Source organism: Streptococcus sp. CF8-6, from assembly GCF_024295845.1.
GTDB classification, from domain to species: Bacteria; Bacillota; Bacilli; order Lactobacillales; family Streptococcaceae; genus Streptococcus; species Streptococcus oralis_BO.
In genome coordinates this window covers 41,551-60,765 of record NZ_JANCOF010000002.1, presented here as the reverse complement: position 1 = coordinate 60,765, position 19,215 = coordinate 41,551, and the positions used below count along the sequence as shown (strand labels likewise).

The 19,215-nt window shown below is 41.9% G+C and carries 22 protein-coding genes; 2 read left to right on the top strand and 20 right to left on the bottom strand.

The window, feature by feature from the left end; translation table 11 throughout:
- Positions 1-167: 167 nt before the first annotated feature.
- Positions 168-1,430 carry an NRAMP family divalent metal transporter gene (locus tag NML69_RS03860; protein ID WP_042903017.1) on the top strand — a complete coding sequence of 421 codons (1,263 nt, stop codon included), beginning with the start codon at positions 168-170 and terminating at the stop codon, positions 1,428-1,430.
- Between the two features lie 81 nt (positions 1,431-1,511).
- Here NML69_RS03860 and nrdI read toward each other — a convergent pair whose 3' ends face one another.
- The 5 genes from nrdI to NML69_RS03835 all read right to left on the bottom strand — a co-directional run bounded on the left by nrdI (position 1,512) and on the right by NML69_RS03835 (position 6,211).
- On the bottom strand, positions 1,512-1,982 hold the full coding sequence (gene nrdI, locus NML69_RS03855; protein WP_042903018.1) for a class Ib ribonucleoside-diphosphate reductase assembly flavoprotein NrdI: 471 nt from the start codon (positions 1,980-1,982) through the stop codon (positions 1,512-1,514).
- 76 nt (positions 1,983-2,058) lie between these two features.
- Entirely contained in the window at positions 2,059-2,592 is a 534-nt protein-coding gene (locus tag NML69_RS03850; RefSeq protein WP_254725365.1) for an ABC transporter permease, read from the bottom strand.
- 58 nt (positions 2,593-2,650) lie between these two features.
- A complete protein-coding gene (locus tag NML69_RS03845) occupies positions 2,651-3,937 on the bottom strand; it encodes a response regulator transcription factor (RefSeq protein ID WP_254725364.1) in 1,287 nt (428 codons plus the stop codon).
- An 11-nt stretch (positions 3,938-3,948) separates the two neighbouring features.
- Complete coding sequence (locus tag NML69_RS03840; RefSeq protein WP_254725521.1) at positions 3,949-5,619, bottom strand: sensor histidine kinase; 1,671 nt, start codon at positions 5,617-5,619, stop codon at positions 3,949-3,951.
- Positions 5,597-6,211 (bottom strand): YesL family protein, encoded by a 615-nt coding sequence (locus tag NML69_RS03835; protein WP_254725363.1) that lies wholly within the window; start codon positions 6,209-6,211, stop codon positions 5,597-5,599. Before NML69_RS03835 ends, NML69_RS03840 begins: the two co-directional genes overlap by 23 nt.
- Before the next feature lie 133 nt (positions 6,212-6,344).
- Between NML69_RS03835 and NML69_RS03830 the strand changes: the two genes are divergently transcribed.
- Positions 6,345-6,914 (top strand): MptD family putative ECF transporter S component, encoded by a 570-nt coding sequence (locus NML69_RS03830; RefSeq protein ID WP_254725362.1) that lies wholly within the window; start codon positions 6,345-6,347, stop codon positions 6,912-6,914.
- 28 nt (positions 6,915-6,942) lie between these two features.
- On the opposite strand, the gene NML69_RS03825 is transcribed toward NML69_RS03830, so the two are convergent.
- The 15 genes from NML69_RS03825 to NML69_RS03755 form a co-directional block, all read right to left on the bottom strand.
- Complete coding sequence (locus NML69_RS03825; protein ID WP_000137507.1) at positions 6,943-7,635, bottom strand: methionine ABC transporter permease; 693 nt, start codon at positions 7,633-7,635, stop codon at positions 6,943-6,945.
- Between the two features lies 1 nt (position 7,636).
- Positions 7,637-8,698, bottom strand: coding sequence for a methionine ABC transporter ATP-binding protein (locus NML69_RS03820; RefSeq protein WP_254725361.1), 1,062 nt, complete (start codon positions 8,696-8,698; stop codon positions 7,637-7,639).
- Positions 8,691-10,064, bottom strand: coding sequence for a M20/M25/M40 family metallo-hydrolase (locus NML69_RS03815; RefSeq protein WP_254725360.1), 1,374 nt, complete (start codon positions 10,062-10,064; stop codon positions 8,691-8,693). Before NML69_RS03815 ends, NML69_RS03820 begins: the two co-directional genes overlap by 8 nt.
- A gap of 118 nt (positions 10,065-10,182) precedes the next feature.
- On the bottom strand, positions 10,183-11,037 hold the full coding sequence (locus tag NML69_RS03810; RefSeq protein WP_254725359.1) for a MetQ/NlpA family ABC transporter substrate-binding protein: 855 nt from the start codon (positions 11,035-11,037) through the stop codon (positions 10,183-10,185).
- A 154-nt stretch (positions 11,038-11,191) separates the two neighbouring features.
- Positions 11,192-12,034: an amino acid ABC transporter substrate-binding protein gene (locus tag NML69_RS03805; RefSeq protein ID WP_254725358.1), complete on the bottom strand. Its 843-nt coding sequence runs from the start codon at positions 12,032-12,034 to the stop codon at positions 11,192-11,194.
- Between the two features lie 102 nt (positions 12,035-12,136).
- The gene (locus tag NML69_RS03800) at positions 12,137-12,460 is read right to left on the bottom strand and encodes an AzlD domain-containing protein (RefSeq protein ID WP_198459108.1); all 324 of its coding nucleotides are present in this window, start codon (positions 12,458-12,460) and stop codon (positions 12,137-12,139) included.
- Positions 12,450-13,145 (bottom strand): AzlC family ABC transporter permease, encoded by a 696-nt coding sequence (locus NML69_RS03795; protein WP_198459107.1) that lies wholly within the window; start codon positions 13,143-13,145, stop codon positions 12,450-12,452. Before NML69_RS03795 ends, NML69_RS03800 begins: the two co-directional genes overlap by 11 nt.
- Positions 13,146-13,282: 137 nt before the next feature.
- Positions 13,283-13,891, bottom strand: coding sequence for a hypothetical protein (locus NML69_RS03790; RefSeq protein WP_198459106.1), 609 nt, complete (start codon positions 13,889-13,891; stop codon positions 13,283-13,285).
- A gap of 202 nt (positions 13,892-14,093) precedes the next feature.
- The gene (locus NML69_RS03785) at positions 14,094-14,762 is read right to left on the bottom strand and encodes a CPBP family intramembrane glutamic endopeptidase (protein WP_198459105.1); all 669 of its coding nucleotides are present in this window, start codon (positions 14,760-14,762) and stop codon (positions 14,094-14,096) included.
- 66 nt (positions 14,763-14,828) lie between these two features.
- Positions 14,829-15,041: a peptide pheromone VP1 gene (locus NML69_RS03780; protein WP_198460232.1), complete on the bottom strand. Its 213-nt coding sequence runs from the start codon at positions 15,039-15,041 to the stop codon at positions 14,829-14,831.
- Between the two features lie 283 nt (positions 15,042-15,324).
- Positions 15,325-16,188: an XRE/MutR family transcriptional regulator gene (locus NML69_RS03775; RefSeq protein WP_198459104.1), complete on the bottom strand. Its 864-nt coding sequence runs from the start codon at positions 16,186-16,188 to the stop codon at positions 15,325-15,327.
- A 114-nt stretch (positions 16,189-16,302) separates the two neighbouring features.
- The gene (tsaD, locus tag NML69_RS03770; protein ID WP_254725357.1) at positions 16,303-17,313 is read right to left on the bottom strand and encodes a tRNA (adenosine(37)-N6)-threonylcarbamoyltransferase complex transferase subunit TsaD; all 1,011 of its coding nucleotides are present in this window, start codon (positions 17,311-17,313) and stop codon (positions 16,303-16,305) included.
- Positions 17,303-17,740, bottom strand: coding sequence for a ribosomal protein S18-alanine N-acetyltransferase (rimI, locus tag NML69_RS03765; protein ID WP_254725356.1), 438 nt, complete (start codon positions 17,738-17,740; stop codon positions 17,303-17,305). Before rimI ends, tsaD begins: the two co-directional genes overlap by 11 nt.
- Positions 17,737-18,420: a tRNA (adenosine(37)-N6)-threonylcarbamoyltransferase complex dimerization subunit type 1 TsaB gene (tsaB, locus tag NML69_RS03760; RefSeq protein ID WP_254725355.1), complete on the bottom strand. Its 684-nt coding sequence runs from the start codon at positions 18,418-18,420 to the stop codon at positions 17,737-17,739. Before tsaB ends, rimI begins: the two co-directional genes overlap by 4 nt.
- Positions 18,421-18,674: 254 nt before the next feature.
- A complete protein-coding gene (locus NML69_RS03755; RefSeq protein ID WP_254725354.1) occupies positions 18,675-18,890 on the bottom strand; it encodes a hypothetical protein in 216 nt (71 codons plus the stop codon).
- Between the last annotated feature and the right edge of the window lie 325 nt (positions 18,891-19,215).

The following is a 19,215-nucleotide window of genomic DNA, read 5'->3' as shown; positions in this document are numbered from 1 at the left end:
TTTTAGGCTTACCATATTCTCCTTGGAGAAATTTCATTAATACATGTAAAGTTTTCTGTAATTTTCTATATTTTTTCAAAATGGCCTTGCATTTCTTTTAAGATTTTTGTAGAATAGTAGCTATCTATTCAGATTATTCTGAAAATTCAAAAATAGGAGCGTTTATTATGTCACAAGTTACGTTATCAAACCAGTCAACCTGGGCAAGCAAACTAAAGGCAATGGGGCCAGGAATTCTAATGGCTTCTGCAGCCGTTGGAGGTTCTCATATCGTATCCTCTACTCAAGCTGGTGGTTCTTATGGGTGGTCACTACTCCTCTTGGTTATCTTGGCCAATGTTTTTAAATATCCATTTTTCCGTTTTGGAGCCGAATATACTGCCGACACTGGTAAAACCTTGGTGGAAGGTTATGCCGAAAAAGGAAAACTCTATCTCTGGATTTTCTTTGTCCTCAACGTCTTCTCTGCCATGGTTAATACAGCTGGAGTCGCTATCCTTTGCTCAGCTATCATCGCTAGCGCTTTCCCAATGATTGGTCTTAGCATCACTCAATGGTCCCTTATCCTTGTTGCAGTCATTTGGGCCATGCTACTCTTTGGTGGCTACAAACTATTGGATGGTATGGCAAAATGGATCATGTCTGCTTTGACCATTGCAACAGTTCTTGCAGTTATTATTGCAGCAATTAAACATCCAGAATACAGCTCTGATTTTGTCGAAAAGACACCTTGGCAAATGGCGGCCCTCCCTTTCATCGTTTCCCTCTTAGGATGGATGCCTGCTCCTATTGAGATTTCTGCCATCAATTCACTCTGGTCTGCTGAAAAGAAAAAGACTGTCAACTTTAATACAGAGGACGCCCTTTTCGACTTTAACGTTGGTTACATTGGAACTGCTATCCTAGCTGTATTCTTCGTGGCACTAGGAGCACTGATTCAGTATCCTACAGGACAGGCAGTTGAAGCCGCTTCAGCTAAGTACATTTCTCAGTTTGTGGGTATGTATGCCTCTGTTCTTGGAGAATGGTCCCGTTATTTGATTACCTTTATCGCCTTTCTTTGTATCTTTGGAACGGTCATCACCGTTATCGATGGCTACTCTCGTGTCAATCAGGAATCGCTACGATTCTTGATTCTTCAAAAAGAGGATACTCGTAAATCTTTGAACATCTGGATGACCATTACCGCTATCATTGGTATCGTCATCATCAAATTCTTTGCTGGTCAAGTTTCCACCATGCTTCGCTTTGCCATGATCGGTTCTTTCCTAACAACACCATTCTTCGCTCTTTTGAACTATGTTTTGGTGACACGTGAAAATAAAAATCTTCCTTCTTGGCTAAAACTCCTCGCTATCGCAGGATTGATTTTCCTCTTTGGCTTTGCTATTTTCTTTATCTATGCACTTGCCATCGGAAAAGCAGGATAGTTTATAAAATGGCACCCTGACAGGGTGCTTTTTGCATACACAAAAAGCAGTTGAAAATCTCAACTGCCCCTCAGTACTACTTTATTTTTCTGTTTCTAACTCATACAAGTCCGCGATAATCGCTGCGACTTTTTTAATATCTCCCAACATACCACGCATTTCAAAGTCTGCTAGGACCGGGAAGCCAAAGCGCTGGCTATACTGCTTGGCTGTCAGGCAGTATTGATTGTTAAAATTGCGATTACCAGATCCCACTACCCCAAAACACTTACTAGCATTGTCTCCATAAGCGATAAAGTCGCCCACTGGAGTCGTAAGAATCTCAACATCGCCGTTATCGACACCATTTCCACCTTCCAGATAGGTCGGCAAGAAAGCGACATAGGGATGCTCCATTTCAAAGAATTCTTGGCCTTCCTTGACCAAATCCTTGATATGGATTTTTTGGACCTCAATTTCTTCGTACTGAGACAAGAGATAGTCCTTGAGTCGGGTTACAAAACTCTCTGTATTCCCACTCAGACTGATATACACTAAGGATATTTTTTTCATGTTGACCTCGATTTTTTGTTTACGATTAAAAAAGAACTACCAAGATTGTAACTTGATAGTTCTTTTTTGTCAATACTTAGGCAACTTCTTCTGCTTCGACTTCTTCGGCCAAATCTTTTTGTTGGCGCCACATCTTGTAAAAGACTAAGGCTAAAAAGAGAACATTGATAATGATGAACAAAATATTCGTTCCTTGTGCCAATGCTCCCATTCCTAAGCCGAGAGTAGTATCTTTGATTAATTGAACCGCATCTTGAACGTTTATATAGCTATAAACCAAACCAACAATCGCTAGTAGAACATAGCCAATATAAGCATAGTTTGCGAATTGCACATTTTTACGTACTAGAAATACAAAGGCTACTACAACTAAAATTGCAGATAAGACAATCAACAACGTATTAAAAATAGAGTGCGATGACGCTGTTACTTGGTAAGTATAGTTAACCGTGTCTTCTATTTGCTGAGCAGTAAGGGACCCACTATTAGATAGGCTTGTACGAAGCACATCTTTACTTGGCAATGGACTCAAGATTCCAAATAATGACATAGATGAAATGAGGGCTGATAGGACTAACAAGACCCAAAGATAAATAGGATTCTTTTTCATGTTTTCCTCCATAAGATATTTTGAACATTATAGCATTTTTTGTACAGGAATACAACTTTTACAAGCTGGTTTCAACTTGTTTCCGATAAGCTTTCGGTGATTTTCCGCACAATTTACGGAAAACCTTGTAGAAATATCCAACATTACTGTAGCCAACTGCATAGCAAATATCTTCAATGCTATCACTGGTCGAAAGTAGGAGTTGCTGCGCTGCTTTTATTCGCTGTTTATTGAGCAATTCCGCAAAGGTTGAGTTGGTTTCCCTCTTGATCAGCTGACCGAGATAGACAGGATTGATAAAGAGATCCTTGCTAATATCCTTAAGTGAGAGCTCTTTCTGATAATCACGCCCAATCACTTCCAGAACACTCACCACATTTTCATTCATGCGGTACTGGCCAAAAAACTTGGTCAAGGTTTCTTTGATATAGGAAACCAATTCTTCAAAGGTGTTAATGGCATGGATAGCTTTGACAATCTCGGTCATATCATCTGCTTTTAGGTGTTCAAATAAATGAAAGACATCCATGACAAACTGAGTGAAGAGCTGCTTTGTGATGGCCACGCGCGGGGTATTCTTCAAAACAACCTTCTCTAGCAGGGTTAATTCTTCGATGATTTGATTGATATTCCCTTGGATAATCACCCGATAAATCGGCTCATAATAAGAAAACAAACTCTCGGATTTTTCTAGATTAACTGAACCGTAGAAGAGGGCTTTTTCAGCGTTGATCTTCCAATTCTCAAAGGACTGCTGGTAAGGTGCTTCAAATGGTGTCACAACGATGCCATCTAGTGGTTGATCAGATATGAAAATCTGCCAGTCTTGTCCCAAAACATAGTAAGGAATGGTAAAAGAGCCCTGCTTTTCCTTGGAAAGACCAATCCACCAACTGTCTTTACCTGACAGGTAGTTTGTAAATCCTATCTCATCCAATTCTTGACTGAGGGTCTGACTTTGCTCCACCTTTTTCTGAAGCTGTTGCGCAATTTTTTCTAATAAATTGCCCAACTCCACCTTGTCTACTGGCTTGACCAGATAATCCACGACACTAAGGTTCATGGCTTTTTTGACGTAGTCAAACTCCTGATAACCAGACAGCAAGATATAATAGGTATCTGGAAGTAACTCTTTCATTTCCCTAATCATCTCAAGCCCGGTCTTATCTGGCATGTTGACATCGGAAATGACCACATCTACTGGATTTTTCTTAACATAGTCCAAAGCATCATCTGCGTGATTAGCTGTCGCGACGACTTGCATATCCCATTTTTCAAAGGGGATTAATCGCTTGAGCCCCTCTGTCACCATGTACTCATCGTCTACTAATAAAACTTTATACATTTCTACCCTTTCTATTCATCCTGGATAGTGATATGGTAACGAACACCTTCTTGCTCAGCTGACTCTACACTGATTTGGTAGCGATCCCCAAAGTAGAGAACAAAGCGTTCGTGTACATTTACTATTCCAATTGACTGCCGCCCTCCACTATAGCTTGCCTCGTGTTCAAAACTTCGTTGAGCTAATTTTTCCTGCAAGCTAGCTAGTTTCTCAGCGGGCATTCCCCGACCATTGTCTTCCACCAGGATTTCAACGAATCCTTGACCCTTCAAGGCTTTGATACTGATGACATTATCCGTTCTGCGATGGTCAACACCATGGGCAAAGTAGTTTTCTACTAATGGTTGGAGTGTAAATTTTGGAATCCTCATTTCTTCCAATTCTGGTGCAATCTTGAAACCATAAGCAATGGATTTAGGATAACGCACCATACAGAGATAGCTATATTTTCGGCAAAATTCCAACTCCTGCTTCAAGGTCGTTTCCCGCTCGTCGGAGATATTATTTCGTAACAAGCTACTAAATTCATAGATAATATCTGCCAGTTCATCCTGACTTTGCATGACGGCATACATCCGTAAAAACTCCAGAGTATTGTACATAAAGTGAGGATTGATTTGAGCCTGCAGGGCTCGCATATTGGCATCTTTTTGGCTGAGCTCTAGCTGATAGATATCATGGATATTTTTTTCCAGGCGATCCAACATATCATTGGTTGTTTCTGCAATGAGAAGCAATTCTTGGTCTTTTTCAGAGGTATCGATTCGAAGGCCTTCTTCTCCTTGAGCAATCACCTCGATCGAATCTACTAGGTCTACGACCTGCTTTTGGTAATTTGAAAAAGTCTGTCTAAGGGTCACGTACAAAATGATGATAAAGAGAATACTTAGCCCAATAATGACAGCTGAACTCGTCAAAGTTCCAGTAAGAACAAAATTTTTAGGAACAGCAACTCGAACCTGATAACCATGAGAGGTGACACCTACAAACCAGTTTTCTCGCTCGGCTGAGACCTTCTCCCCAATATGGAACATCTCGGTCTCAAAAGGCGAAGTTACTGTTACAGCCATCGGGATATGACCCCTTGTATTGTCAATAGCGCCATGTAAAACATCTGGGGATAGGGAGATATAGATCACTCCTAAATCCTTGTCAGACACAGGATCGGAAACGGGAATAGCAAAACTATTGGCTGTCGGCTTAAAACCCTCCGCAGGAATTTTCTCTCCACTGCGTTTCTCTCTAGTCGAAACATAGACTTCCTTGTAGTCCTGAAGAACAATAGCCACTCCAGTCACAAAATCATTCCGAACATAGAGGTCATCAATATTTTCATACAGGGAAACCGAGATATAAGGTGAAGTTTTACGCTCTAATTGCCAATAGAAATAGTCTGGGGTGCTAAGACTGAAATACTTGTAAATCCCTTCAATACGGGCCTGATTTTCAACCAAAGACTGGGCAAGTTGGGTTGACTCTCTGTGATAATATTCCACTTCACTCACTGTCCGAGTGGTCACACGTTCTGCAACCCGTTGGGCCTCTTTCTCACGTGAATCCCAGTCAGCATACGATAGCATAATCGCAAAACTGGCAATGACCACGATCATAACCAAACTATAAATCCGTAAAAGAGAGTGAAGCCAAAATTGCTTCATTCTATTTTGTCGCCAATTTTTCATGGATACTTTCATAAATAGGTTCCAACATATCACTGATAAAGAAATGCCACATTCCAATTCCTACGAAAAAGAGCAAGGCAGGCATATAATAACCAACTCCTACAAGGAGAGCGGACCCGAGTAAAACCTTGGCAATCGCAGGTAAGCTCATAAAAATCCCGATAAGGGACAGTTTCAAGGTATTTTGGTAGGATAAATCAAAGTAGACCTGAAGTTTCAAGGAAACAGTATAGGCTAGAAAGACAAGAGCAACTACAAGGATGTTAAGAAAGGTCGCTAAGAGGTGGAAAATCGTCTGGTGGGGCAATTGAACTAGAAGATACAAACCATAAACTAGGACAAGATCCACAAATACAAAACTATAGAAAGCCAGATTACTCTTGACAAAATTGCTCTTATACAATTCCCAAGCTTCCTTCAAATGGTAGGCTCGATAGGTATAACCATGTTCCGCATACAAACTCATAAGAGTTGCACTAGCTGGTGCCAAACCAAAGACCACTCCTCCTGCTAGTGTTAATAGCCAGAAATAAGCCGTCGCCATCATTCCCAAAAAGATACGATTAAAGACGAATTCTAGAAATTTTCCCATACTACTCTCCTTAAACTAACGATGTAACTATTATATCATATTTCAAGCGTTTTCAAAAATATAGAACTCCCATTTACAATCCTCAAAAAGCGTGATACAATTGGTTTTGTTAATTCGCATCAAGGAGATTCTCATGAAGAAAAATATCTTAACCACCCTCTTGGCTGCCGTCCTCTACTTTCTCTGTGTAGGGATTGGAGTCTTCCTAGGACACCTGGTCGATCAAACAGGCAATATGTTCTACGCGCCGGCCTTTTCTGCCCTTGTCGGTGGCAGTGTCTACATGCTTCTTTTGACGAAGGTCCCTCGTTTTGGCGCTATCACCACTCTAGGACTTTTTATGGCACTTTTTTTCCTAGCTAGCAAGCATGGCGCTGGTGCCTTTCTCCCAGGACTCGCCTGTGGTCTTGCAGCAGATGCCATCGCTCGTCTCGGAAACTACAAAGACCGAATCAAAAATACCCTCTCCTTCCTCGTCTTTGCTTTTAGCACAAGTGGGCCTATCTTCCTCATGTGGATCCGTCCCAAAGCTTACGTGGCTACCTTACTTGCGCGTGGGAAATCCCAAGAATACATTGACCGTATCATGGTCGCTCCAGAGTTGGACAAAATCCTTCTCTTTGTTTCGAGCATTCTCCTTTGTGCCTTGATTGGGGCTGTGGTTGGGCAAACCATTAGTAAAAAGCTTACACACAAGATCTAATCACTAAAAAAGAGCCCTTCGGCTCTTTTTATTTATGACTTAATTTCTTGGTCAAGAAATCTCCCAAGAACTGGATTGTAAAGATAATCAAGATGATAATGATGGTTGCCAAGATGGTCACATCGTGATTGTAACGGTTAAATCCATAGGCAATGGCCACATTACCGATACCACCAGCTCCAACTGCCCCGGCCATAGCTGTTTCTCCAACAAGGGAAATCAAGGTCACAGTCGTCACACGAATCAAATCTGGAAGACCTTCTGATAGGTAAACACCCACGATATCCCAGAAGGTCGCTCCGCTCGCTTGAGCCGCCTCAATGACACCGCCATCCAGCTCAGCCAAGACAACCTGCACCTGACGGGCAAAGAAGGCAAAGACTGCAAATGAAAGTGGCACAAGGGCTGCATTTGGACCGATACTAGTCTTGACGATCAAGTGAGAAAGTGGCGACATGATTGCCAAGAGGATGATGAAAGGAACCGCACGGAAAATAGAGGTAATCTTGTCTAAAATCCAAAAGATAACCTTATTTTCCAAGACACCACCTGGCGCTGTCAAGACGAGGAACAGACCTGCAACGAGCCCCAAGAATCCTCCGATGATGAAGGAAAGAACTGTCATATAAAGAGTTAGGTAGATAGCCGTTCCCCAGCCTGCCTGACCAGCCCAGCCCATCTTGTAGACATTTGGTAAGTAAGTTTGAATCAACTCTGTCATTTTACTGTCCTCCCTTCAATACTTTTAACTGCACACCAGCCTGACGGATGGCTTCTTGAGCACCTGCTAGTGCTGCTTTTTCACCTGACAAGACCACAACCAATTCTCCAACAGGAGTGCCATCAAGAATTTCGATATTTCCATAGAGGATATTGGCCGTTACTTGGTAATGTTTGTACAATTCATTCAAAAGTGGTTCGTCTGTCGAAGCCCCTGCATACTTGAGTTGCACTAAGATACTGTTCTCAGACAAGTGCTCTACGATTTCTTGCTTCTCAATCTTGACCATGGCTTCATCAATACCTGTAGCTGTTGAGATAAAGTCCTGTGTCAAAGGTTGTTTAGGGTCTGAGAAGATTTCAAGAACACTTCCTTCTTCAATCAAACAGCCATCCTGCATGACCGCCACACGGTTGGCAATGTCTTTGACAATCTGCATTTCATGCGTAATCAAGACAACGGTCAATCCTAATTTTTGGTTCAAATCTTGCAACAAGGCCAAAATCTGCTTAGTTGTCTTAGGGTCGAGGGCAGACGTTGACTCGTCTGAAATCAAAATTTTTGGATCATTTGCCAAGGCACGCGCAATGGCCACACGCTGTTTTTGCCCTCCTGATAGTTGTGAAGGGTAGTTTTCAGCACGATCCGCCAAGCCAACCAAGTCTAACAACTTGGCTACTTTAGCTTTCTTTTCTTCCTTGCTGAGTCCAGAGTGTTTGAGGGCAAAGGCTACATTTTCCTCTGCTGTCTTTTGACTCATCAGGTTGAAATGCTGGAAAATCATCCCAATGTCTTGACGCTTACGACGCAACTGCTCTGTTGTCAAGATCACCTTACCATCAAAAATGACGTCGTTATCAATGGTAATTTTCCCAGCAGATGGCTTTTGCAAGAGGTTAATCACCCGTACAAGAGTGGATTTCCCTGCTCCAGAATATCCAACGATTCCGTAGATATCCCCTTCTTGGATGTGAATGGTCACATCCTTGACTGCTGTGATGGTTCTCTTCTTCTGGTGAAAAGTCACATCGATCTGATCTAACTTGATAATATCTCTACTCATAGCTTCTAATCAGCTCCTCTACTAATTCAATATGGGTGTAGTAATCGGCGATTCGCACATTTTCATCTCCACCGTGGTCTCGGCTATTGGCATTTCCTAGACCGAAGGCCACCATGGGTACCTCTAAGGCATCAAAAACCGTATGCATGGGCCCTGTCCCAGCTGTAGTCGGCAAGACTGATACGCCCTGTGGATAGAATTTCTTGGCCAACTCGATCACATTGAGAATGGCTGGTGCGCTCATATCGCTTCGATAGCTCATCTCTCCCAAGGTATAGTATAATTCTACCTTATCAAAGCCATTTTTGTCTAGCTGTTTCCGAATTTTTTCCAGAACATCATGCGGTTCTAGGCCAGGAACCAAACGAACCTCTAGCTTAGCACTGGCTTCTGCTGGCAAAATCGTTTTAACCCCTTGCCCTTGATAACCTGACTGAATCCCTTCGATATTAAGGGCTGGCTCGAAAAAGAAACGTTTTAGGAAGGCTACACGATCCTCTTGTAAGAGAGGCAATTCCAAGCCATAAATGCGACTGATTTCCTCTGGATTGCGTTGGGCGTAGGTATCTATCAAGGCTAGTTCTCGTTCATTTGGCTCTTGAACATTCTCATACAAGCCTTCTACCAAGATACGTCCATCAGCGGCACGTAGGCTACTTAAGGCCTGGATAAGATACCACGGTGCTGACTCCACGACACCACCATAACTTGAGTGGATATCCACATCCGCACTTTTCACCTTAGCATCAAAGGTCACAATCCCCTTGTTTCCGCCAGAGATTTCCAGCTGTTCTAAGGCGTTCTTGGTCCCTTGTTCCCAGACTAGCAAGTCCGCTCCACGAAGTTTGTCTGCGTGTTTCTCTAAATACTTATCTAGATCCATGGAAGCAGACTCCTCTGCCCCTTCCATGATAAAACTGATATTGACAGGCAGGTCATCATGGTGCTGCATATACTTTCTCAGAGCACTCAAACGAGCTGTGATGTGGCCTTTGTCGTCGTCAACCCCACGCCCATACATAAAGCCATTTCGCACAGAAAGGGTAAAAGGATTCTCTGTCCACACCTGGTCGCCATCCGCTGGCACGGTGTCATAGTGATTATAGAAGATCAAGGTCTTGGCATTCGGACGCGAACTCTTGAAATGCGCCATGACAAAGGGAGCCGTATAGCTCTCATCAATCTCCACTTCAGCCCCTACACGCTTGAAAATCTCACCCAGATAGTTTGCGACCTCCTTGAGTCCAACCTGTTGGGCAAAGACTGATTTCTTAGAAATCAAGGTGCGCAAGACTTCAAAATAATGTTGGGCCACATGATCCTTCTCAAATTTTTCAATCTGCTCTTGTTCGCTAGGAAAAACCATTTTCTCTCTCTTTCTACTACGTACTTGTGTCTTCAGAACGACCACAAGTGCCTCTTTAAAATCAACTCTCTATACAAAAGCAAGAGGTGGAAACTCTCTCCCACCTCCCTGTGTCTTATTACCAAACTGGTTGGTCCAAACCGTCTGATGTTTCTTCGATAACTTTTTTCACTTCATCAGTGTGGTAAGCCGCGATAATTTTCTTGATGGCATCAGCCTTAGGTGATGATTCCCAATCTTTTTTCGCAACGATGATGTTGTACCATTGTTTTGAGTTTTCATCAGCTTGTTCTTTGAAAAGTGCTTTCTTGTAGTCCAATTTTGCTTCTGTAACAAAGGTATTGTTTACAACGGCAGCATCAACTGATGACAATGAACGAGCTGTTTGGCTAGCGTCCAATTCAGTAATCTTCAAGTTCTTTGGATTTTCTGTGATGTTCGCAACTGTTGCAAGGGCAGTTCCAGAAACATCCAATTTGATCAAACCAGCTGATTGAAGCAAGTAAAGCGCACGGCTTTCGTTTGTTGCATCGTTTGGTACGGCAATTTCACCGTTATCTGGGATTTCTTCCACTTTGGTGTATTTGTTTTCCTCTCCATTTTTACCTGAGTAAAGGCGGATTGGTGAGATGTAGGTATCTGCAATCGCTACAAGGTCTTTCCCGTTTTCTTTGTTCCAGTTGTTCAAGAAGTTGTAGTGTTGGAAAGCATTCAAGTCTACTTCACCATCAGCAGTTGCCTTGTTTGGTTGAGAGTAGTCTGTGAACTCTGTGAATTCCAATTTAATGCCATCTTTTTCAACCAATTCTTGGATTTTATCCCAACGCGCTTCTTCAGAACCGCTACGGTTAACTGTTGCAATTTTAACAACTGTTTCATTGTCTGCTTTCTTTTCTGCATTTCCGCAAGCTGCAAGAGCCAAACCTGCGACTGTAGCAAGAGCTGCTACACCGAGCCATTTTTTAATTTTCATGATTCTTTCTCCTTTAAAAATAATACCGTAATAGTATCTCATACTTTATTTGATTTAGCAAATTGTTATTAGATAGGCAGACATATAGTTTGAAACTATATACCTAAAAATTGAGAAATCATCCGCCTTTCTCAGACTGGATGATTTCATACGACTATTTAATATCAGCTTCTGCTGGGAGATAAGTGTCTCCGAAGAACTGTTTAGACAATTTTTCAAGAGTTCCGTCTTTGTAGAGTTCTTGGATGCGTTTGTCTACAAATGATTTCAACTCATCTTGACCTTTAGCAAGAAGGGGGTAAACGTAAGGTTGTTGGTCGCTTGGAAGTTCAATGACTTTCAAGTTGTCCAAACCTTGGTTCTTGATAACTGTTTCAACACCGATTTTATCAAAGATCTTGTAGTCAAACTGACCATCGCTCAAACGTGACATGATTTGTTGGAAATCAGCCTTGGTGTAGTTAAGAACCGTTGGATTGTCTGCGTGTTGTTTGTTATAATCTTCTAGCTGTTTAGCTGATGTTGTCCCTTGAACAACCTCAGTAGACTTGCCTCCGATATCATCAAGTGACTTGATGCTGTCGTCATCTTTCTTCACAACGAGAACGTTAGGGTTTTTAGCAGTTGGTGCTGCATAAAGGTACTTTTCAGCACGTTCTTTAGTATAGCTGATATTGTTCACAGCCATTTGGTAACGGTCAGCGTCAAGCCCTGCAAAGACTCCTGACCACTCTGTCTTTTCAAACTTGACATCGTATTTGTCAGAGTCTTTAAAGATAGCACGAACTACTTCAATCTCATAACCAGTCAACTCGCCATTTTCTTCGTAGTTGAATGGTTTTGGTGAAGCATTGGTTGCTACGATAATTTCTTTCTTACCAGATGTTGCTTCGCTAGTTGCAGTATCTTTCTTATCTCCGCCTGAGCAAGCTGCTAGTACACCTGCGGCAACAAGTCCTAGAGCAGCAAGAGATGAATATTTGACGATTTTTTTCATGTCATTTCCTCCAAAATAGAATACTGTACTATCTTAACAGAAAATATTTTTTTTCGCCATTATATGATATCTATCTCGGTGATAGGTTTTTTTTATGGCTGACTAAAAGACCAGACGCAAGACTGCAATCAAGACTACTCCAAAAAGAACCGTACCCACTAGATTGCGGTAGCGAAAGGCTACCCAAGCCGTTGGAAAGACTGCTGAAAAGTCCAGCCATTTGATCTGAGGAAGGCTCCCAACCTTTCCGGTCACTACGCTTGAGAGGATCAAGGCAAAGATAATGGAAACAGGCAAGAACTTCAAAAAACGCTCAACGATAGCTGGCAACCCCTTGTACTTGACCAAGATGAAAGGAATCATACGGGGAATCCAAGTCACTAGGCCTGAAAAGATAACGGCTAACAAAAGATATTTACTGACCATCTAAGACCACCCCCATGGTACAACCTAGCAAGGTCGCAAACAAAACAGCTAGCGACTGAGGCACCACTGTCAAGAGCAAAAAGAAGGACACCGCAACCACGGCTAGGATCCGCAGTAGATTCCGTACAGGAACCCGTCTTTGCATAATCTGAAATTGCGAGGTAAAAATCCCGATAAACATCCCAACAAGGGCAAAGTCTAGTCCAAAGACCTCAGGATTTGGAAGAAGCCCTCCTAAAGCTGTCCCCGCAACTGTCCCAATAAACCAGGCCATATAACTATTGAGATTGTTCCCATGCATCCACATAGGATGGACCTTGTCTGTATGGGCTAATTCGCCCATCAAAACCCCGTAGGTCTCATCTGTCAGGAGACTAGACATGCCGATATTTTGCCAGAGACTAGTATGACGGAAATAAGTTGATGCATGCAAGCTCAGCAAAAAGAGTCGCAAGTTGATCAAAAAGACCGTCATAGCAATAGCTGCCACAGGCGCTTGTACCGCAATCAGTGCCAACATGGCAAACTGGGCGCTCCCAGCATAAACAAAGAGGCTCATCAAGCCCATCTCAACAGGTGTCACATAGGGCGCGCCAATAATCCCACAAGCCAGGCCAATGCTGACATAGCCAAGGGCAGTCGGCATGGCTGCCTGTACACCTTCCCAAAATCCTTTTTCTTTCATCCTTCTCCTCATATTTTCTCCAATTGAGGCTGTTCATCATCACAGCCACAGCACGGACTATTATAACATATTCAAAGAAGAGAAAAAAGTTTCGGATTCGAAACCTATTGCCAGCAAAAAGTGCTGAAGAGGGAGTATCATGGATACATAAGAAATTGATCCACTCGGATAGTATACTTATCGGTTTCTGTGTCTGTAGCATATTTATTTTCTGTCGGATAGACATCGACCCAGAGTTCCCACTGTTGTCCCTTCAACTTGACCTTATAGCGATAACCGTCATCATAGAGGCCTACTGTCTCAGTTGTCAAGGACTGGTAATCTGGGAGTGCCTCCAGTTCTTTTTTTACAGTCTGGGATAAGTTATTGAGCAATGCTTGCTGCTCAGCTTTTGAGGTAACGGGAAAATAAGCCGCTACTGTTTCCAAGTGATGCGACTTTGAAAATGTGAATCTTACTCGACCTGTATGGCCCTTCAAAGAAATATTTTCGTAATCATAGAAAAGGCGGCCTGTTTTATAGAAATAAGGGTCTTCTGCACGCCAAGTATCGCGATAGGCCATTTCCTCTTCTTCCTCCACCTCGCTAGCCTCTCCCAATACTTCTTCAAAAGATTTAACAGGCATACCGAAAGAAAGGGATTCAAACAAGACTAGTTGCGTCTTTTTGATATTCTGGCAAGCTGACAAAAGCATGAGTAAAGCTCCAAGAGCAAGCAGACTACTGATTATTTTTGTAAATTTCATATTTCTACTATACAAAAAAGGTTAGGATTGACAAACTTTGAATTTTCTGATTACATTTTGAGATTTGTTCTCTGAATTATGAGGAAACAAAGAATTGATCAAAAACTAGTAACAGACAGTCAAAATAAAAAAGACTGAAAAAACAGTCTTATTTATAATACTTAGCTAGTCAGTTCCTTTGTTTTTATGATTGGCAGAAACTCTAAAACAACAACGGCAAAATCTGACCAATGCCATTGTAGACTATGTGCAGCCCAATAGGCCAATAAATGGACTTTGTCACTCTAAATAAGACTGCAAATATGAGACCGCCACCCATATATGAGAAAAAGTCTGTCAAAACCCAACCGTGGTTACTAATGTGCAAGATTCCAAACAAAGCAGCCGAACCGAGCACATCCAGTCCCCATTTCTTTCCTTTTTCCAGAGCGGTCATCACCAACCCACGATAAATCATCTCTTCAAAAATGGGACCTGCAATTACAGGATAGAAAAAATACATTAAAAATGCCGTAGCTCCTGTAAAAGTAGGAGCAGCATGTTGATAAGAAATTTCATTTCGAGTAGGTGGGAAAAGAAAAAAGGTAACGAAATTCCAAATAACAAAAGCAAGCAGAGCTAAAAATGAATAGACAAGATAGGATCCTTTAAACTTTCTACTGTTGATTTGTTGCCATTTTCCCGACCAAATCATGGCAATAAGAGCAAATAAAACCACAAGAAAATTCAACATCATATCCGACAGATAATAGGTAAAGTCAGATAGACCAGTAACAAGGTTGCTGCGTAAAACTAGACCACTGAACTTCTGGTCAGCAATAACTAGTAGAAAAGCCATAATAAAGTAGTGACGTGAGATTATCTTTTTCATTCTATTTTCTCCTATACTATGAAATAAAGACAGCCCCTACCCAAGAAAAGGCAAGGACTTTGGATATTAATAACGTCGGCGGTCATAATCAGAGTCAGGTTTATCGTTAAAATATTTCTGCCAGAAATTAGTGATTGACCAAGGTGTCCCTAGGCCTCCCCAGCCTCCCCAATTTCCACCACCTGGGATATTCGCAACATTCACAAGATCTCCTCCGTAAACTGCCTCTAGCTCCACTTCTGTTAGTTCCATTGTTTCTGCAAATTGTAAATTCAACATCATTTACACTCCTTCAATTATTTCTATTTGTAAACCACTTCTGCGACCTAGGATTTGCTTCAAATGTCTTACAAGGACAGTATAACACGAAAATTGGCTTATTTTAAAAAATCGCATATTTGATATTTTTTCTTATGGAAATTTCACATTTGCGATTTTGATTGATTTGATTATTTCACTGATATAATATAGTTACCATTATGTAGGAGGACATGAAATGAAGAAACAAATCATAACATTATTGACAATCGTTGCTGATATTATTATCATTTCCCATCTTTAACTAATCGATAAGTGCTTTATATTGCCGAAAACGCAATTCAAAAAGGGCTGTTAATTGTGGATTTTCTAATACTTTCAGAGATTGGATAAAGTTTTCAATCTCTTTTTGATTGCTTCCCTTAGTTTGAAGGAAAATGCTCATCTTCTTTAAAAACTGCCACAATAGTTTCTCAAAAACATCGTATGGACGGAGCATACTCTCCAACTCGGCTTCAAAGATTGGGATATAAGAAAAAAGTTTGCGCTCCATGAGCTCTGATATGATATTCAGAAAGCCACTTTTCATATACAGCCTATTGTGTGCCAATTCTTTAAATTCCTTGGATTTTTCAAGTAAAGAGGTTGATAAAAAAATCAGGTCTTGGTTGCTCAAGAAGGGCATGGTATTGCAAAAAAGATAGAGTTCAAACCAGGTCCAAGACTCGATAGCATAGAGGTAGGTGGTCAAAAACTCACGATCCTCCTCTTCAAGTAGATAGCTTTTATCCAGAGAATGGATAGCGTTTTTAATCACAATAGCATTCAAACGACGATAAGTCTGTGCCACCTGTTCCTGCTCGACCGTCTCTAATAGTTGCTCTAAACCTGCTATATCTTGATGAGCAAAGCGATCCACAACTTTTCGACCGATTCGCATGTGTGGGGATTCTTGATAGTTGTTGAGCTTGTGCCCAAACTCATCGAAGGTCATATTTATCCCTTGGATAGCTAGGATCAACTTATCCGCAGACAGCATGGACTGCCCTAGTTCAAACTTGGATAGCTGGGATGCTGTCAGTCCAGCACAAGCCACATCTGACTGCTTGAGTTTTCTCGCCAAGCGCAATTCCTTGTAAAATTCTCCCAATTCCATTCTCTCAATCATCTGACCACCTCCTAATTTTTACATATTATATCATATTATATCATCATTTTTATAGTTTTGTCAAAATATTCTGACATTTAAGAGCGCAAAAAAAGCCAGCCTCAAGCTGACTCTTTATTCTATAGTATCAAAGGCGAGACTTGGTTTGGCATTGAGATCCAAGCCTGCAAAGTTTTCTTTGTTCCACTCGCTGACGCTGGCATAAGCAATCATTCCTGCATTGTCTCCGCAAAGTCGAAGAGGAGGAATGATGACCTTGACATCAGTGATTTCGACTGCCAAGCGTTCTCTAAGACCTTTATTAGCGGCTACACCGCCTGCTACGACTAGGGTTTTAACAGGGTATTTATCTAAAGCTTTCTTGGTTTTTACCATGAGAATATCCATGACAGCTGCTTGGAAGGAAGCACACAAATCCTCTGTAGACAAGCTTTCTCCCTTTTGCTCGGCATTGTGGTGAAGATTGATAAAGGCAGATTTCAAACCTGAAAATGAAAATTCCAGATTGTCTTCCTTGATCATGGCACGAGGGAAGTCATAAACATCCTGACCTTGATGGGCCAACTCGTCAATCTCACGACCGGCTGGATAAGTCAAGCCCATGACACGACCGACCTTGTCATAAGCCTCCCCAACTGCATCGTCTCGTGTCTCCCCAACAATCTTGTAATCGCCAGCCTCTGACACATAGACCAACTCGGTGTGTCCTCCGCTGACCAAGAGTGCCAACAAAGGAAACTCCAAAGGCTCCACACTCTGAGCTGCCATGAGATGCCCAGCCATGTGGTTGACGGGGATAAGTGGCAGACCATGCGCCCAAGCAAAGGCCTTGGCAGCTGCCAAGCCAACTAGTAGAGCTCCAACCAATCCAGGTCCGTAGGTAACGGCAACAGCTGTCACATCTTCTTCTGTAATTCCTGCTTCTGCTAGAGCCTCCTCGATACAGGCTGTAATAACCTCGACATGGTGACGACTGGCTACTTCTGGCACTACGCCCCCAAAACGTTTGTGGCTCTCGATTTGACTAGCAATGACATTGGACAAGAGCTCGTCGTCGTTTTTTAGGACAGCGACACTGGTCTCATCACAGGATGTTTCAAATGCTAAAATATATCTATCCTTCATTTACTTCTCTCTTCATGATAATGGCGTCCTCAACTGGATTATGGTAATAAGCCTTTCGCTCAGCGATGACCGCCATCTTTTCTTTCTTGTAAAATGCTTGCGCTCGTTGGTTTGACTTTCTAACTTCGAGGAAAATTTCCTTATCTGTCGGCAATGTTGCAAACAAGGCTGACGCAATTCCCTGACCCTGATAGGCTCCTTTGACAGCGATTTGCAGGACTTCTGCCTCAAAGAGATTCTCCTGCACGGCTAGAAATCCAATCACTTCTACCCCATCATAAGCCAGAGCATACCAAGTCTGATCTTGGGACAGGTCTGCTTGGATTTGTTCCAGCGCCCAAGGACTGACTGGGTAAACAGCTACCATAACAGCGTAGATGGTTTTAGCTAGTTCAGGCTGTCCTTGAATTCGTTTGATTTCTATCATAGGCGTTTAATGTAAGACTCTCCAGACTCGGTGTGGTTCTTGAGCCAGTTTTCCTCAGCCTCAACTCGTTTGAGGTAATTTGGCACAAAGTCGTGCAAGGAGTCTGCTTCCTTATCCCAGGCCCAAAGAGCGAGATTAGCTGCATTTGGCAAGCTTTCTTGGTAGCTGGCTTGTGGTAGTTGTTCTTGGATTTGTTCCACAAAGGCTCCAACTTCTCCGACAAAGGTTACCTGTTCAGCATCCTTGACCTGCTCTAGCACTTCCGCAAAGGACAGGTGTGCTTCTGACATGACAGGCTTGGCATTTTCATAAAATCCTGCATAAACATTGTTGCGACGAGCATCCATCAGGGGAACAAGTAAGCCTTCTTGTTGACGTGGTACCAGAGCCAATAGACTTGACATACCAACCAACTCAATGTTCAGGGTATGAGCCAAGGTCTTGGCAGTTGCTACCGCAATTCGTAAGCCAGTATAACTACCTGGCCCTTCCGCCACCACGATTCGATCCAAATCCTTGGGCGTCCAATCCAAACTTGCCATCAAAAAATCAATGGCAGGCATGAGGGTAATACTGTGATTCTTCTTGATATTAATCGTCGTCTCAGCAAGAACCTGCTTGTCCTCTAAAATGGCTAGAGAAAGAGCCTTGCTGGACGTATCAAAAGCTAATACTTTCATAACACATTCCTATCTTTTTGTCTGTTTACTATTATACTACAAAAGCTGACGCATGGGAATTTTCTTTCTTTCCAAACAAAAAAGCCCTACCACTTAGACAAAAAGAAGTGTAAATAAGTCATATATGCCTTAACTCGATTTTCGATGTGAGAAATCATCATCGTAAAAATAAAAATAGCACCTAAAAATAGAAAAATCCATCCCATCTATCAAGGCGAGGTGGATTTTCTGTATATCTAGATGAATAATTGACTTTAGGCATTTAAACCAAAATAGAAAACGAACCAGACAACATAGGTGATAAGGAGAAGAAAAATTGAATAGAGCGTCACAAAAGCAAGCTTCCAAAGGAACTTTGTTTTGTGGTGTTCCAGATGCACAAACAGAGCATTTCCCCCATAGACACAGGCTACAAAGACTACAAACATCAAGAGGCGAACCCCTACTGCAAATTCAAACAAACTAAACATTCTTAATCCTCCTTTTGGTATTCCTATTTTTATATAAACTGTTGACAATGTTGGTCTATCAATGTTAAAATGTAATTCAACACTGGTAGGAAAATCAGATTGAGTCGTTGACTCTTCGGGTTGCAGTGCTATCCCTGAAACTTTGATTTCTAAAGAACTGAAATTGCGATTGAACAATTCGCCCCCAGTGTTTGACTGCTCTTGACTTTGGTCAGGAGCTTTTTGATGCTTTTAAAGTTGATTCCCTCAGTAAGTTATAGTAAAGTATAAATATCGAGAGGATAACGTAGGGTGACTGGTAACAGAGCGTTCAGTTGGTTATCTT

Bases quoted from the DNA above. Each gene is read 5' to 3' on its own strand.
- NML69_RS03860 (WP_042903017.1), top strand. From the start codon at position 168: ATGTCACAAGTTACGTTATCAAACCAGTCAACCTGGGCAAGCAAACTA.
- nrdI (WP_042903018.1), bottom strand. From the start codon at position 1,982: ATGAAAAAAATATCCTTAGTGTATATCAGTCTGAGTGGGAATACAGAG.
- NML69_RS03850 (WP_254725365.1), bottom strand. From the start codon at position 2,592: ATGAAAAAGAATCCTATTTATCTTTGGGTCTTGTTAGTCCTATCAGCC.
- NML69_RS03845 (WP_254725364.1), bottom strand. From the start codon at position 3,937: ATGTATAAAGTTTTATTAGTAGACGATGAGTACATGGTGACAGAGGGG.
- NML69_RS03840 (WP_254725521.1), bottom strand. From the start codon at position 5,619: ATGAAAAATTGGCGACAAAATAGAATGAAGCAATTTTGGCTTCACTCT.
- NML69_RS03835 (WP_254725363.1), bottom strand. From the start codon at position 6,211: ATGGGAAAATTTCTAGAATTCGTCTTTAATCGTATCTTTTTGGGAATG.
- NML69_RS03830 (WP_254725362.1), top strand. From the start codon at position 6,345: ATGAAGAAAAATATCTTAACCACCCTCTTGGCTGCCGTCCTCTACTTT.
- NML69_RS03825 (WP_000137507.1), bottom strand. From the start codon at position 7,635: ATGACAGAGTTGATTCAAACTTACTTACCAAATGTCTACAAGATGGGC.
- NML69_RS03820 (WP_254725361.1), bottom strand. From the start codon at position 8,698: ATGAGTAGAGATATTATCAAGTTAGATCAGATCGATGTGACTTTTCAC.
- NML69_RS03815 (WP_254725360.1), bottom strand. From the start codon at position 10,064: ATGGTTTTTCCTAGCGAACAAGAGCAGATTGAAAAATTTGAGAAGGAT.
- NML69_RS03810 (WP_254725359.1), bottom strand. From the start codon at position 11,037: ATGAAAATTAAAAAATGGCTCGGTGTAGCAGCTCTTGCTACAGTCGCA.
- NML69_RS03805 (WP_254725358.1), bottom strand. From the start codon at position 12,034: ATGAAAAAAATCGTCAAATATTCATCTCTTGCTGCTCTAGGACTTGTT.
- NML69_RS03800 (WP_198459108.1), bottom strand. From the start codon at position 12,460: ATGGTCAGTAAATATCTTTTGTTAGCCGTTATCTTTTCAGGCCTAGTG.
- NML69_RS03795 (WP_198459107.1), bottom strand. From the start codon at position 13,145: ATGAAAGAAAAAGGATTTTGGGAAGGTGTACAGGCAGCCATGCCGACT.
- NML69_RS03790 (WP_198459106.1), bottom strand. From the start codon at position 13,891: ATGAAATTTACAAAAATAATCAGTAGTCTGCTTGCTCTTGGAGCTTTA.
- NML69_RS03785 (WP_198459105.1), bottom strand. From the start codon at position 14,762: ATGAAAAAGATAATCTCACGTCACTACTTTATTATGGCTTTTCTACTA.
- NML69_RS03780 (WP_198460232.1), bottom strand. From the start codon at position 15,041: ATGTTGAATTTACAATTTGCAGAAACAATGGAACTAACAGAAGTGGAG.
- NML69_RS03775 (WP_198459104.1), bottom strand. From the start codon at position 16,188: ATGATTGAGAGAATGGAATTGGGAGAATTTTACAAGGAATTGCGCTTG.
- tsaD (WP_254725357.1), bottom strand. From the start codon at position 17,313: ATGAAGGATAGATATATTTTAGCATTTGAAACATCCTGTGATGAGACC.
- rimI (WP_254725356.1), bottom strand. From the start codon at position 17,740: ATGATAGAAATCAAACGAATTCAAGGACAGCCTGAACTAGCTAAAACC.
- tsaB (WP_254725355.1), bottom strand. From the start codon at position 18,420: ATGAAAGTATTAGCTTTTGATACGTCCAGCAAGGCTCTTTCTCTAGCC.
- NML69_RS03755 (WP_254725354.1), bottom strand. From the start codon at position 18,890: ATGTTTAGTTTGTTTGAATTTGCAGTAGGGGTTCGCCTCTTGATGTTT.